A 12884-nucleotide genomic window follows, 5' to 3' on the forward strand; every position below is an offset into this window, starting at 1 on the left:
ACAGGCACCGCCCTACTCCCACTCAATCGTCCCAGGCGGCTTGCTCGTCACGTCATACACCACCCTGTTCACGCCCTTCACCTCGTTGATGATGCGCGTGGCGGTCTCGCCCAGGAACTTCATGTCGAACTGGTAGAAGTCCGCGGTCATGCCGTCGGTGGAGGTGACGGCGCGCAGGCCAACCACATAGTCATACGTGCGGCCGTCGCCCATGACGCCGACGGTCTTGACGGGGAGCAGCACGGCGAAGGCCTGCCAGATCTCGTCGTAGAGGCCTGCTTTCCGGATCTGGTCGATGTAGACGGCGTCGGCCTTGCGCAGGATGTCGAGCTTGTCCCTGGTGATCTCGCCGGGGCAGCGGATGGCGAGGCCCGGGCCCGGGAACGGGTGGCGGCCGACGAAAATTTCGGGAAGACCCAGTTCGCGCCCGAGCTTGCGCACCTCGTCCTTGAACAGCTCGCGCAGGGGCTCGACGAGCTTCATGTTCATGCGCTCGGGCAAGCCGCCGACATTGTGGTGCGACTTGATGGTGACTGAAGGTCCGCCGGTGAATGAGACGCTCTCGATCACGTCGGGGTAGAGCGTGCCTTGCGCCAGGAAGTCGGCGCCGCCGATCTTCTTGGCTTCCTGCTCGAACACCTCGATGAAGAGGCGGCCGATGGTCTTGCGCTTCACTTCCGGGTCGGTGACGCCTTCGAGCTCGCCGAGGAATTGCTTGGAGGCATCCACGTGCACGAGCGGGATGTTGTAGTGGTGGCGGAACAGGTCGACCACGGTCTTGGCTTCGTCGAGGCGCAGCAGGCCATGGTCGACGAAGACGCAGGTAAGTTGGTCGCCGATGGCCTCATGGATCAGCACGGCCGCGACCGCTGAATCGACGCCGCCGGAAAGGCCGCAGATCACCTTGCGACTGCCAACCTGCTGGCGGATCTTCTGGATCTCCTCCTCGCGGAAGGCGCGCATGGTCCAGTCGCCGGTGAGGCCGGCGATCTTGCGGACGAAGTTGCGGATCAGCTTGGCGCCGTCGGGCGTGTGCACCACTTCGGGGTGGAACATCAGGCCGTAATATTTGCGCGTCTCGTCCTGAATGATCGCGAAGGGCGCGTTCGGCGAGGTGCCGGCGACGGAGAAGCCCGGCGGCATCTTGGTGATGCGGTCGCCATGGCTCATCCAGACCTGGTTCTTGCCGCCCAGCGACCAGACGTCCTCGAACAGCTTGCTGGGCGCCTTCACCTCGACATCGGCGCGGCCGAACTCGCGGTGATGGCCGCCCTCGACCTCGCCGCCCAGCTGCGCCGCCATGGTCATCTGGCCGTAGCAGATGCCCATCACCGGCACGCCGGAATCGAAGATCGATTGCGGGGCGCGGGGCGAGCCGGCCTCATGCACCGATTCCGGGCCGCCGGAGAGGATCACCGCCTTCGGTTTCATCTCGTCGAAGGCAGCTTCGGCCTTGTTGAACGGGACGATCTCGCAATAGACGCCGTCCTCGCGCACGCGACGTGCGATGAGCTGGGTCACCTGGCTGCCGAAGTCGACGATGAGAATCTTGTCGTGCGCCGAGGCCACCGAGGGCGTCGACGCGGAGCGGTCGTTTTGTGCTGCTGTCATGGCCAGCAGATACGCGACCGCGCGCCGGCCCGCAACCGCGCGGGCGGGCGCCCCACATTCTTCTTTGGGCATGGACAAATTTGGGCATGGACAAATCGATATAGGTAAGCAATATTGACCTATTATGCCTCCTCTCGAACAAGGGCTGATCAGGGAGAACGCCATGTCACAGCATCACCAGCCATCATCGCTTGCCGCGCTCGGCCGCACCTGGATCGAGGCCTGGAACGCGCGCGACCTCGAACGCGTGCTCAGGCTCTATGACGAGGGGGCGGTGATGACCTCGGACCGCATCCCCGTGATGGGGTTCGATGTCAGCGGCACCGTGCGCGGCAAGGACGCGCTTCGCGCCTATTGGGGCAAGGCGCTGGGGCTGCTGCCGGAGCTGCATTTCTCGCTGATCGATATGTTCGTCAGCCCCGATAGTGTCGTGGTGTTCTACGCGAACGAGCGTGGGAAGAAGATCTGCGAATATCTGCGGGTGAATGCGGCGGGGCTGATCGTGCAGGGGTCGGCGAACCATTTGGTGCAGTGAGCGCCCCACCCACCGCCGTCATTCCCTGCCACCGGATCTCGCCTTCGGCGAGCCCGATGACAGGCTCCAGCGGGGAATCCGGTATGCCGCGGTTTCGGCACGGGCCTCTGGAATACTGGATCGCCCGCCTTCGCGGGCGATGACAGCGAGATTGAGGCGCGAGCGTACCACAAGCGTCATTGCGAGGAGCTCTTGCGACGAAGCAATCCAGACTGCTGCCGCGGATGCATTTCTGGATTGCTTCGCTGCGCTCGCAATGACGGAGACTGGGGCGACAGCGTGCGCTAACAGACCCCTCTCCGGCCCAGAGACAGGATCCGAAACCATGAAACTCCCGACCTCCCCCTTCACCGTCACCGACTGGAGCCAAGTTGAGCCCACCACGCATCCCGGCGAGACCGGCCAGGCGCTCTGGCGCACGCTCAATATTGGCGATCTCCGGGTGCGGATGGTGGAGTATTCGCCGGGCTATCTCGCCGATCATTGGTGCGATCGCGGTCACGTGCTCTACGTGCTGAAGGGCGAGCTCGACAGCGAGCTGCGCGACGGGCGCAAATTCAAGCTGACGGCCGGGATGAGCTACCAGGTCTCGGATTTCGGTGATGCCGCGCACCGGTCCTCGACGGCGGTGGGCGCGACGCTCTTCATCGTCGACTGAGACGCGCGAGTGCGGCGAACTTGCACCGCAAAATAGCAAACCCGCGCGGTATCCCGAAGCGCGGGTGGTGCCTTGAAGAAGCCCCAAATCCTCGCTATATTGTGATCATCGATACTTGGCCGAACGACTGGGCCGCTTCGCTTCGTTGCTGACGGGCGCGCACGCTTCAGATGAATTCTCCAAACATCGACTCATCAGGACTATGGGCGCAATGCTGCGTACCGGTCTGCGTGCGTATCCTCTCTAACTAAAGGAAATTCCCATGGCTATGGGCACCGTGAAGTGGTTCAACACCCAAAAGGGTTATGGTTTCATCCAGCCGGATGACGGCCAGAAGGACGTGTTCGTGCACATCAGCGCCGTCGAGCGCGCTGGCCTCTCCTCCCTCAACGAGGGCCAGAAGGTCTCGTTCGACATCGTCGCCGATCGTCGCAGCGGCAAGTCCTCGGCTGACAATCTCCGCGTCGGCTAATCGCCAGCGCACCAGCGCTTCTGACCACGGACGTACCGGCAGAAGCGCTACGAATACAGGCCCCGCGACCGGATTCGGTTCGCGGGGCTTTCGTTTTGGGGTGGAACACCAAAGCCCGTCATTCCGGGGCGCCCGGAGGGCGAACCCGGAATCCATCGCACGGTGATCTCTGCGGCTCCATGGATTCCGGGTTCTCGCTTCGCGAGCCCCGGAATGACGGCGGAGTGCGATCAGCCCGCCTTCCGCAGCACCGACACGAAGAAACCGTCCGTTCCGGTCCGCCGCGGTGTCATCAGCCAGCCTTCATCTGACTGCAGCGCGGCCTCGCCGAAAGCCTCCGCCTTGTCCCAGAGCACGCTTGCGGTCTGCCCCGGCGGCACCACCGCAAACTCGGGATGGCGGGCGACGAACGCCCTCACCTGCTCGCCGTTCTCCTCCGACAGCACCGAGCAGGTGATGTAGGCGATGCGGCCCCCCGGCTTCATCAGCGGAACCGCGCGCTCCAGCACCTCGGCCTGGTCGCGCAGGCGAATCTCCAGCGCGCCCGGCCGCATGCGCCATTTGGCGTCGGGGTTGCGGCGCCAGGTGCCGGTTCCCGTGCATGGCGCGTCGATCACGACCAAATCAGCCGACGCACGGATGTCGGCAAGCGGATCGGCCTCGCCCTTGGGCGTGCGGACATCGGCATTGTGGACGCCGGCGCGCGACAGCCGCTCGTGGATCGGGGCGAGCTGGCGCTTGTCGCGATCGGTGGCGATCAGCCGGCCCTTGCCCTGCATCAGGGCGGCGAGCGCCAGCGTCTTGCCGCCGGCGCCGGCGCAGAGGTCGATCACCTGCTCGCCGGGTTTTGCCGCGGTGAATTGGGCTGCAAGCTGCGATCCCTCATCCTGCACTTCAATTGCGCCCTTGATGAAATCCTCCTCGGCCTGGATGCCGGGGTTGCGCGCATCGGCCGAAAGCTCGATGCGCAAGCCCGTTGCGGACCAAGGCGTCGGTTTCGCATGAAGATGAGCAAGCGCACGCAGCACCTTGTCCCGATTGGATTTTAGCGTGTTGACGCGCAGGTCGAGCGGGGCCCGGCTCGCCATCGCCGCAGCCTCGGCGGCGCGGTCCTCGCCGAACACTTTTGCAAAGTGCGGATCGAGCCAGTCCGGATAGTCGCCGGCGACCGCAGCCGGCGCACCACTCAGCGACCGCGAGGCGAGCGCGGCCCGCTCGGCCTCCGTCAGCGGCGCGGGGGCAAACCGGCTGCCGTCGAACAGCGCGGCCATGGTGGCCGTATCCATGTTGCGCTCGAGGCGCAGCATGCCGATCAGCCGCGCCCGCGCGGTATCGGCATCCATCAGGAACGCGCTCGAGGCATAGCGGCGCAGCACGTCCCAGACGAGGCCGGCGATGGCCGCGCGGTCGCCGGAACCGGCGAAGCGGTGCGCGGTGCCCCACTCCTTCAGCGCCTTGGCCGCGGGCACGCGGTCTCTCTCGATGGTGTCGATCAGTTCAATGGCTGCGGACAGCCGGGCAGCGGGCGTCATTTCAAATCTTTCAGATGAGAGTCTTCTGTTTTGCGCATGATGCGCCAACGCAAGCGTCAGATCAGCAGGAGCAGCTTCAGCGCGAAGTAGACCCACATCGCCAGCAGCACCAGCGCACTGGCGAGCCAGACCGTCGAGCGCCGGCCGAGATCGTTCGAGGAGACGAACACGCCGGCATGGGCAAAGCGCGTCACCACGAACACCCAGGACATCAGCACGATGAAGAGATCGGCCCGGCGCAGCGGCAATGCCAGCGCGATCAGGACGTAGAACAGCACCGGCAGCTCGAACTGGTTGCGGTAGCAATTGGCGATTTGTGTGGCGCCCTTGGGCCAGTTCGGCTCGCCCAGGGCGATGTCGCGGATCTGGGTCTCGCCCGAGACCAGCGTCTTGCGGCGCGCCACCACCATTCCGATCAAGAGCGCGAAGGTGAGAGCGACTTGCACGAAGATCGGCAGCAGGACCATTTGAACGGACATCGGAACTTTCCCGGGAGGCGAATTGCCGCCGATCGTCATTAGCCGCGTCTCTTGGCGCTGACAATGAACGACTTGAACCGGCGTTCCCGCTCTCGCGACCAAACGTCGATAGTTAAAGCGATTTCGCCCCCGTGGCCTGAGGCGAGAGACCGCCATGAATATCCTGTCCAGCCTTTTCGCCCAATCGGCCGACGGGCGGCACGGCATTCTGATGTCGGCGCTGTCCGGCATTGCTGCCGCGCTTGCGGTGGCGTTGGCGATGACGGTCTATTTCCGCCTGAGCTACTTGACCTGGCGCGACGCCGTCAGGCACGGCCTTGCGGCGCTCGCCGCGATCGTCCTGTTCGCCTTTGCCGCCTACGACATGCGCCATGCCGCCCTCGCCCATCTCGGCCTCAACCCGTCCAAGCCGGCGGTCGAGTTCGAGATCCGCATGCCCAGGGAGATGCTGGCGGCGGTCACCGACAGCCAGATCGAGCTGCACACCGACCGCAACCAGACACTGGCGCTGGTCGACGGCGTGCGCGACCTCTCGGACGGGCGCGCGCTGCTGCGTGGCGCGGTGGCGCTCAACCACCGCACCGCCGACCGCGTGCTGGTGGTGAGCCTGCCCGGAAAGGGCACGTTCGAATTCCGCCTCCGCCTGCCCGCAGAGCCGCATCGCTCCGAGCAGTTCGGCCCCTGGCACCTCGCCGACCGCATCGCCTCGCCGCTGGCCGGCCCCGTCGCGCCGCAGGACGGCTACACGATCCGCTATCGCGTGCTTTAAACTTTGTTCGTTGCGATGCATGCCCGCGCCGTCATCGTTCCGACGCGCGACGGTGGGTATGATGATCGCATGTCCGAATTTCGCCTCACGCAGATTTCCGACACCCATCTCGGCCGGCGCTTTCCCGGCCTGATCGCCAACTTCCAGCGCGTCAGCGAGCACATCGACGCCAACCGGCCCGATCTCGTCGTCAATACCGGCGATGTCTCGTTCGACGGCCCGACCGGGCGCGACGATGTCGTATTCGCGAAATACCTGCACGACGCCCTGCCCGTCGCCTGCCGTTACCTGCCCGGCAATCACGACATCGGCGACAATCCGACCATGATCGGACCGGCGCCGAAGCCGCCGGTCAGCGAGGCACAACGCCGGCAATTTTGCGACATCATCGGCGAAGATCACTGGGCGTTCGAGGCCGCGGGCTGGCGCTTCATCGGCCTCAATTCCCTTGTCATGAATTCAGGGCTCGCCTTCGAGGCCGAGCAGTTCGACTGGCTGGCACGGGAGCTCGCGCGCACCACTGGGAAGCCGGTCGCGCTGTTCCTGCACAAGCCGGTGTTTCTCAACCTGCCCGACGATGCCGAGACAGCGGAGACCGCGATCCGCTACGTGCCGCAGCCGGCCCGGGCGCGATTGATCGAGATGTTTGCGCATGTCGATCTGCGCCTCATCGCCAGCGGCCATGTGCACCAGCGGCGCGACTTCACCTATCGCCACACCCGCCACGTCTGGGCGCCATCGACGGGCTTCGTCATCAACGATGCGCGGCAGGACCGGATTGCAATCAAGGAAGTCGGGCTGGTCGAATACCGTTTCCAGCCTGACAGCCTCGAGGTTCGTCACGTCAGGGCCGCGGGCCAGATCGATGTCGATATCGAGGAGATCCTCGCCCAGATGGGCAGCGAGCACTAGCGCGAACTTGGCGGTTCAGGCGATGCTCTTGAGGTCCTGCTGGATCGCGGCCAGCAGGGATTGCAGCGCCGCACTGTTCACCGGCTTGGTCTCGGCGATCGCGGGCTGGACCATGGTTGGCTGCGCAGCCTTGACCGGACGCTTCGGGAATGGCGGCGGTGGCGTCGGCATCGCGGGACGAACGACATCGCCCTCCTCGTCGACATGCACGAACTTGCCATGGATGACGTCGTCGTGCCGGCCCATGACGAACATCGCCACCCAATAGCCGGCCGCCAGCACAATGACGCAGAAAACACTGATCTCTAACATCGCAACATCCAAAATATGCGCGATGATTCAATGCCTTCGCCTTGAGGTCAATGAACCGGCGGTCACACCTGCGGGTTTTACGAACAGGTGTGGCCGATCAGTGACTCCTTGTTAACCATTTCCGCCCCCTCGGGGCCGGAAGCGGCGGTTCAGGCCTTATCCGGCCCCACCCGCACCAGCTGCTTGCCGAAATTGGCGCCCTTCAGGAGCCCCATGAAGGCGCCGGGCGCGCTCTCGAGGCCCTCGGTGACGAACTCCTTGTATTTCACCTTGCCCTCGCGGACCCAGGCCGACATGTCGCGCAGGAAGTCACCATGGCGGGAGGCGAAGTCGGAGACGATGAAGCCACGGAAAGTCAGCCGCTTGGTCAGGGTCGCGCGCATCATGCTGGCGGCCCATTTCGGCGGCTTGGCCTCGGTATCGTTGTAGTGCGCGATCAGGCCGCAAACCGGCACGCGCGCGAATGGATTGAGCAGCGGGAACACCGCCTCGAATACCGCGCCGCCGACGTTCTCGAAATAGACGTCGATGCCCTTCGGGCAGGCGTCCTTCAGCTTGGCCGCGAGATCGGGGTTGCGGTGATCGATGCAGGCATCGAAGCCGAGCTCCTTGACGACATAATCGCACTTGTCCTTGCCGCTGGCGATCCCGACTGCGCGTGCGCCCTTAATCTTGGCGATCTGGCCCACGGCCGAGCCGACCGCACCGGAGGCGCCGGCGACGACGACGGTCTCGCCCGCTTGCGGCTTGCCGATGTCGAGCAGGCCTGTGTACGCCGTCATGCCGGGCATGCCGAGCACACCGATCGAGGTCGAGATCGGCCCGAGCTTTGGATCGACCTTGATCAGGCCCTTGCCGCTGGAGATGGCGTGGGTCTGCCAGCCGGAGCGGATGCGCACGATGTCGCCTACCGCGAAATCAGGATTGTTGGAGGCCGCGACCTCGCTGACCGCCTCGCCTTCCATCACGCCGCCGATCGGCACCGGTGCGGCATAGGACGGCCCCTCGCTCATGCGCCCGCGCATATAGGGATCGAGCGACAGCCAGATCGTGCGCAGCAGGACCTCGCCCGGCCCGGGCGTCGGAACAGCGAATTCCTCCAGGCGAAAATCGGACGACTTGGGCTCGCCGACGGGACGCGCGGCGAGAACGATGCGTTTGCCTTGGGACATGGCTTCCTCCACTTTTCTGTCATTGCGAGCCAAGCGAAGCAATCCAGTTGCGTCAACACAAAAGCTCTGGATTGCGTCGTCGCAAGAGCTCCTCGCAATGACGAGCTTGTGGCACGCGCACGCCACAAACTCGCTGTCATCGCCCGGCTTGACCGGGCGGTCCAGTATCCAGAGACCGTAGAGATTGAATTGATGGGCCGCGGCGTACTGGATGGCCCGGTCAAGCCGGGGCATGACAGCGGTATGCGGAGCGACTAGCCCCCGCCCGGATAGTTCGGGCTCTCGCGCGTGATCGTCACGTCGTGGACGTGGCTTTCGCGCAGGCCCGCGCCGGTGATGCGGACGAATTGGGCCTTCTGGTGCAGATCCTTCATGTCGCGCGCGCCGACATAGCCCATCGCGGCGCGCAAGCCGCCGGCGAGCTGGTGCATGACGTTGCCGACCGGGCCCTTGTACGGCACCTGGCCCTCGATGCCTTCGGGCACGAGCTTGAGCGCGTCCTTGATGTCCTGCTGGAAGTAGCGATCGGCCGAGCCGCGCGCCATCGCGCCGACCGAGCCCATGCCGCGATAGGCCTTGTAGGAACGGCCCTGCCACAAAAACACTTCGCCCGGTGTCTCGTCGGTGCCGGCCAGCAGCGAGCCAACCATGGCGATGTCGGCGCCGGCGGCGAGCGCCTTGGCGAGATCGCCGGAGAACTTGATGCCGCCGTCGGCGATGACGGGAATGTCGGACTTCTTCGCAGCTTCCACCGCGTCCATGATCGCGGTGAGCTGCGGCACGCCGACGCCGGCGACGATGCGGGTGGTGCAGATCGAGCCCGGGCCGATGCCGACCTTGATGCAATCCGCACCCGCGTCGATCAGTGCCTGCGCGCCTTCGGTGGTGGCAACGTTGCCGGCAACGACTTGCACGGAATTGGAGAGACGCTTGATGCGATTCACGGCGTGCAGCACGTGGCGGGAATGGCCGTGCGCGGTATCGACGACGACGAGGTCGACACCGGCATCGATCAGCCGCTCGGTGCGCTCGAAGCCGGTGTCGCCGACCGTGGTGGCGGCAGCAACGCGCAGGCGGCCCTGCGCATCCTTACAGGCGAGCGGATGGGCGACCGCCTTCTCCATGTCCTTCACGGTGATGAGGCCGACGCAGCGATATTGCTCGTCGACCACGAGCAGCTTCTCGATGCGATGCTGGTGCAGCATCCGCCGCGCCTCGTCCTGGCTGACGTTCTCGCGCACCGTGACGAGATTTTCGTGCGTCATCAGCTCGGAGATTTTCTGCTGCCGGTTCGTCGCAAACCGCACGTCGCGGTTGGTAAGGATGCCGACCAGCTTGCCGGGCGTGGACTTGCCGGCGCCGGTGACGACGGGAATGCCGGAGATGCCGTGATCGCTCATCAGCTTGAGCGCGTCATCGAGCGTGGCCTCGGGGCTGATGGTGAGCGGGTTCACCACCATGCCCGACTCGTAGCGCTTGACCTGCCGCACCTGGGCGGCCTGCCCTTCGGGATCGAAATTGCGGTGGATGACGCCAAGGCCACCGGCCTGCGCCATGGCGATCGCCATGCGCGCCTCGGTGACGGTGTCCATGGCGGAGGCCATGATCGGGATGTTGAGCGGAATGGCGCGGGTGACGCGGGACCGGATGTCGACCTCGCCCGGCATGACCTCGGACAGGCCCGGCTTCAGCAGCACGTCGTCGAACGTGAAGGCTTCGCGAATGCCTTGAAGTTGCACCGTGGCCATCTGCCAACTCCTTCCTGCGGCCCTGCCGCAAATGCTAATGGATGAGCGCCGCCCTCGGCGTACCTTGCGGCAACGCCGGAGAATCGGAGCCCATCGGTGGGGTTGACGCGGGTCGATAGCACGGCTGCGTGACGAATCAAAGCAATTCGGACCGCCGGCCAGCCATGCACAGACTTTTTAGGCAAATTCGGCTGGGACAGCCCGGCGGCGCCCCCACCCATCGTCATTCCGGGGCGCGACGACGTCGCGAGCCCGGAATCCATTCCCCAGCGATCCCTGCGGCCCAATGGATTCTCAGGTGCGCAATTGCGCACCATAGCTCGCGCCAGGGGCGCGCCCCGGAATGACGAGGGAGAGGGGCACACCGTTGTTGCGCGGGACTTAGGTGCTATGCGTTGATCCGCAATGGTCCCCGGAAGGAGGCGGTGATAAGCCGCAAGTCCGCCCCTCCTTCCGATTTTCATTACCAATCCGTCATGGTCGACAAGCAACGCGTCATTCCGCTGATCGTGGCCACCGCGCTCTTCATGGAGAACATGGACTCGACGGTGATCGCGACCTCGCTGCCGGCGATCGCGGCCGACATCGGCACCAGCCCCCTGACGCTGAAGCTCGCGATCACCTCCTATCTGCTGTCGCTGGCGGTGTTCATCCCGGCGAGCGGCTGGACCGCCGACCGCTTCGGCGCGCGCATGGTGTTCGCGATCGCGGTCGGCGTGTTCATGGTCGGCTCGGTCGGCTGCGCGCTTTCGACCTCGGTCACCGACTTCGTGTTCGCGCGCATCCTGCAAGGGATGGGCGGGGCGATGATGACGCCGGTCGGACGTCTCGTGCTGCTGCGCTCGGTCGACAAGAGCGCGCTGGTCAATGCGATGGCCTGGGTGACGGTCCCTGCCCTGATCGGCCCCGTGATCGGGCCGCCGCTCGGCGGCTTCATTACGACGTACGCCTCCTGGCACTGGATCTTCCTGATCAACATCCCGATCGGGCTGCTCGGCATCTTCATGGCGCTGCGTTTCATCGATCCCATCAAGAGCGAGACGCAGGAGCCGTTCGATCTCTACGGCATGGTGCTGGCGGGCATCGGGCTTGCCGGCATCGCGTTTGGTCTCTCCGTCGCCGGGCTCAACCTGCTGCCCTGGAGCACGGTTGCGGCCCTGGTCGTGGGCGGCGCGATCTCGATGACACTGTATGTCCTGCACGCGCGGCGGACGGGATCGCCGGTGCTGGACTTTTCGCTTCTGAAGCTGCCGACGCTACGCGCGGCCATTTTCGGCGGGTTCATGTTCCGGCTCGGCATCGGCGCGCTGCCGTTCCTGCTGCCGCTGTTGATGCAGATCGGCTTCGGGCTGTCGCCGTTCCACTCGGGCCTGGTCACTTTTGCCTCCTCGCTCGGCGCCATGGGCATGAAGACGCTGGCGGCGCGCCTCATCCGCACCTTCGGCTTCCGCAATCTGATGACGGTAAACGCGGTCGTCAGCGCGTTCTTCCTCGGCGTCTGTGCCCTGTTCACGGTGACGACACCACTGCTCATCATCATGGTGATCCTGGTGGTGGGTGGCTTCTTCCGTTCGCTGGAGTTCACCGCGATCAACACGGTCGCCTATGCCGACGTCGAGACCGCGCAGATGAGCCGCGCCACCACGCTGGTCAGCGTCAACCAGCAGCTCGCGGTCTCAGCCGGCGTCGCCGTCGGCGCGGCGTGCGTCGAGACGACGATGTGGTTCAGCCATGTCAGCGAGCTCAACGCCACCGTATTCGCGCCCGCCTTTATCGTGGTCGCACTGACCTCGGCAGCATCGAGCTGGTTCTTCTGGCAGATGCCCGTTGACGCCGGCCACGAGATCTCCGGCCGCAAGGCGGTGGAGATCGCGAGCCGCAAGGGTGCGGGCAAAGGCGCAGCCAAAGCGGCGGTCAAGGTGGCGACGGAGGATACGCAGGACGTGCGGGATCAGCGGCTGGGGTAGCGGAAAGCAGGATGCCGGCTCTCCCCCGGACAAGAGTCCAAAACAGCCCCGCGCATCAACCGATCATTTACATCTTTCCGAAATTAGCTTTGACCTGAATCTCGTGGACCACGCGGCGCCCCATCAGCGGGCGCGCGTTCACCGAGATGAACGCTCGTTTATGTTCGTGACTCCTGTTCCTCGCCAGCGCGCGCTTGCAACTTTTGCCCTTCGGCAATGTTGGCACGATGTCGAAACACCAATGAAGGAGGACGTGCATGAAAAAGACCGCACTTGTCCTGGCAACCGTCGGCGCGCTCGGCGTGAGCGCGGTGGCGGCACCGACGCCGGCGGAGGCCCACTGGCGCGGTGGTTTTGGGCCGGCGCTGGCAGGCGGATTGCTCGCAGGTGCCCTGATCGGCGGCCTCGCCTCGTCCGCGTACGCCTACGGACCGGGCTACGGCTACTACGGGTATCCAGGCTATTATGACGACTACTACGCACCGGCGTACTACGGCGGTTACTATCCGTGGGGCGGCTACACCAGGACCTACTACAGCACCAGTTACGCCCCGGCCTACTACGGCTACCGCTATCACCGTGTCGTGCGGCCGGCCTTCGCCTATTACGGCGGACCGTTCCCGCGGCGGCACTTCTATCACCATCGCTGGCACCCTTACTGGTGAAGCGACGCGGCAAGAGAAGGGCTGGCGCGAGGCGCTGAGCCTGCAAAGTGGA

Annotated in this window: 13 protein-coding genes; 7 read left to right on the forward strand and 6 right to left on the reverse strand. The window is 65.0% G+C overall.

The genetic code is table 11. The annotated features are described in order from the left end of the window. Positions 1-12: 12 nt before the first annotated feature. The gene (gene guaA, locus XH85_RS27670; RefSeq protein WP_128937440.1) at positions 13-1611 is read right to left on the reverse strand and encodes a glutamine-hydrolyzing GMP synthase; all 1599 of its coding nucleotides are present in this window, start codon (positions 1609-1611) and stop codon (positions 13-15) included. Between the two features lie 163 nt (positions 1612-1774). On the opposite strand from guaA, the gene XH85_RS27675 reads away from it, so the two are divergent. The 3 genes from XH85_RS27675 to XH85_RS27685 all read left to right on the forward strand — a co-directional run bounded on the left by XH85_RS27675 (position 1775) and on the right by XH85_RS27685 (position 3276). Then, positions 1775-2146: a nuclear transport factor 2 family protein gene (locus XH85_RS27675; RefSeq protein WP_128934342.1), complete on the forward strand. Its 372-nt coding sequence runs from the start codon at positions 1775-1777 to the stop codon at positions 2144-2146. Between the two features lie 325 nt (positions 2147-2471). Then, the gene (locus XH85_RS27680; protein ID WP_091895774.1) at positions 2472-2804 is read left to right on the forward strand and encodes a DHCW motif cupin fold protein; all 333 of its coding nucleotides are present in this window, start codon (positions 2472-2474) and stop codon (positions 2802-2804) included. Between the two features lie 262 nt (positions 2805-3066). Then, positions 3067-3276 (forward strand): cold-shock protein, encoded by a 210-nt coding sequence (locus tag XH85_RS27685; protein ID WP_008141931.1) that lies wholly within the window; start codon positions 3067-3069, stop codon positions 3274-3276. A 230-nt stretch (positions 3277-3506) separates the two neighbouring features. On the opposite strand, the gene XH85_RS27690 is transcribed toward XH85_RS27685, so the two are convergent. Both XH85_RS27690 and XH85_RS27695 read right to left on the reverse strand, forming a co-directional pair. Next, positions 3507-4808, reverse strand: a complete 1302-nt coding sequence (locus XH85_RS27690; RefSeq protein WP_128934343.1) for an RsmB/NOP family class I SAM-dependent RNA methyltransferase — start codon at positions 4806-4808, stop codon at positions 3507-3509. 56 nt (positions 4809-4864) lie between these two features. Then, on the reverse strand, positions 4865-5287 hold the full coding sequence (locus XH85_RS27695; RefSeq protein WP_164940278.1) for an MAPEG family protein: 423 nt from the start codon (positions 5285-5287) through the stop codon (positions 4865-4867). A 154-nt stretch (positions 5288-5441) separates the two neighbouring features. Between XH85_RS27695 and XH85_RS45415 the strand changes: the two genes are divergently transcribed. Continuing rightward, positions 5442-6056: an acriflavin resistance protein gene (locus tag XH85_RS45415; protein ID WP_164940279.1), complete on the forward strand. Its 615-nt coding sequence runs from the start codon at positions 5442-5444 to the stop codon at positions 6054-6056. 69 nt (positions 6057-6125) lie between these two features. Further along, entirely contained in the window at positions 6126-6968 is an 843-nt protein-coding gene (locus tag XH85_RS27705; RefSeq protein WP_128934345.1) for a metallophosphoesterase family protein, read from the forward strand. A gap of 15 nt (positions 6969-6983) precedes the next feature. Here XH85_RS27705 and XH85_RS27710 read toward each other — a convergent pair whose 3' ends face one another. From XH85_RS27710 to guaB, 3 genes are all read right to left on the reverse strand, one after another. Continuing rightward, positions 6984-7280, reverse strand: a complete 297-nt coding sequence (locus XH85_RS27710; RefSeq protein WP_128934346.1) for a hypothetical protein — start codon at positions 7278-7280, stop codon at positions 6984-6986. Positions 7281-7429: 149 nt separating this feature from the next. Beyond that, entirely contained in the window at positions 7430-8452 is a 1023-nt protein-coding gene (locus tag XH85_RS27715; protein WP_128934347.1) for an NADP-dependent oxidoreductase, read from the reverse strand. A gap of 254 nt (positions 8453-8706) precedes the next feature. Continuing rightward, the gene (gene guaB, locus XH85_RS27720; RefSeq protein WP_128934348.1) at positions 8707-10200 is read right to left on the reverse strand and encodes an IMP dehydrogenase; all 1494 of its coding nucleotides are present in this window, start codon (positions 10198-10200) and stop codon (positions 8707-8709) included. Positions 10201-10676: 476 nt separating this feature from the next. On the opposite strand from guaB, the gene XH85_RS27725 reads away from it, so the two are divergent. Beyond that, positions 10677-12167: an MFS transporter gene (locus XH85_RS27725; RefSeq protein ID WP_128934349.1), complete on the forward strand. Its 1491-nt coding sequence runs from the start codon at positions 10677-10679 to the stop codon at positions 12165-12167. 257 nt (positions 12168-12424) lie between these two features. Further along, positions 12425-12832, forward strand: coding sequence for a hypothetical protein (locus XH85_RS27730; RefSeq protein WP_128934350.1), 408 nt, complete (start codon positions 12425-12427; stop codon positions 12830-12832). Positions 12833-12884 lie beyond the last annotated feature (52 nt).

This window comes from Bradyrhizobium zhanjiangense (assembly GCF_004114935.1).
GTDB classification, from domain to species: Bacteria; Pseudomonadota; Alphaproteobacteria; order Rhizobiales; family Xanthobacteraceae; genus Bradyrhizobium; species Bradyrhizobium zhanjiangense.

Bases quoted from the DNA above. Each gene is read 5' to 3' on its own strand.
- XH85_RS27695 (WP_164940278.1), bottom strand. From the start codon at position 5,287: ATGTCCGTTCAAATGGTCCTGCTGCCGATCTTCGTGCAAGTCGCTCTC.
- XH85_RS27675 (WP_128934342.1), top strand. From the start codon at position 1,775: ATGTCACAGCATCACCAGCCATCATCGCTTGCCGCGCTCGGCCGCACC.
- guaB (WP_128934348.1), bottom strand. From the start codon at position 10,200: ATGGCCACGGTGCAACTTCAAGGCATTCGCGAAGCCTTCACGTTCGAC.
- XH85_RS27685 (WP_008141931.1), top strand. From the start codon at position 3,067: ATGGCTATGGGCACCGTGAAGTGGTTCAACACCCAAAAGGGTTATGGT.
- XH85_RS27690 (WP_128934343.1), bottom strand. From the start codon at position 4,808: ATGACGCCCGCTGCCCGGCTGTCCGCAGCCATTGAACTGATCGACACC.
- XH85_RS27710 (WP_128934346.1), bottom strand. From the start codon at position 7,280: ATGTTAGAGATCAGTGTTTTCTGCGTCATTGTGCTGGCGGCCGGCTAT.
- XH85_RS27715 (WP_128934347.1), bottom strand. From the start codon at position 8,452: ATGTCCCAAGGCAAACGCATCGTTCTCGCCGCGCGTCCCGTCGGCGAG.
- XH85_RS27705 (WP_128934345.1), top strand. From the start codon at position 6,126: ATGTCCGAATTTCGCCTCACGCAGATTTCCGACACCCATCTCGGCCGG.
- XH85_RS27725 (WP_128934349.1), top strand. From the start codon at position 10,677: ATGGTCGACAAGCAACGCGTCATTCCGCTGATCGTGGCCACCGCGCTC.
- guaA (WP_128937440.1), bottom strand. From the start codon at position 1,611: ATGACAGCAGCACAAAACGACCGCTCCGCGTCGACGCCCTCGGTGGCC.
- XH85_RS27730 (WP_128934350.1), top strand. From the start codon at position 12,425: ATGAAAAAGACCGCACTTGTCCTGGCAACCGTCGGCGCGCTCGGCGTG.
- XH85_RS45415 (WP_164940279.1), top strand. From the start codon at position 5,442: ATGAATATCCTGTCCAGCCTTTTCGCCCAATCGGCCGACGGGCGGCAC.
- XH85_RS27680 (WP_091895774.1), top strand. From the start codon at position 2,472: ATGAAACTCCCGACCTCCCCCTTCACCGTCACCGACTGGAGCCAAGTT.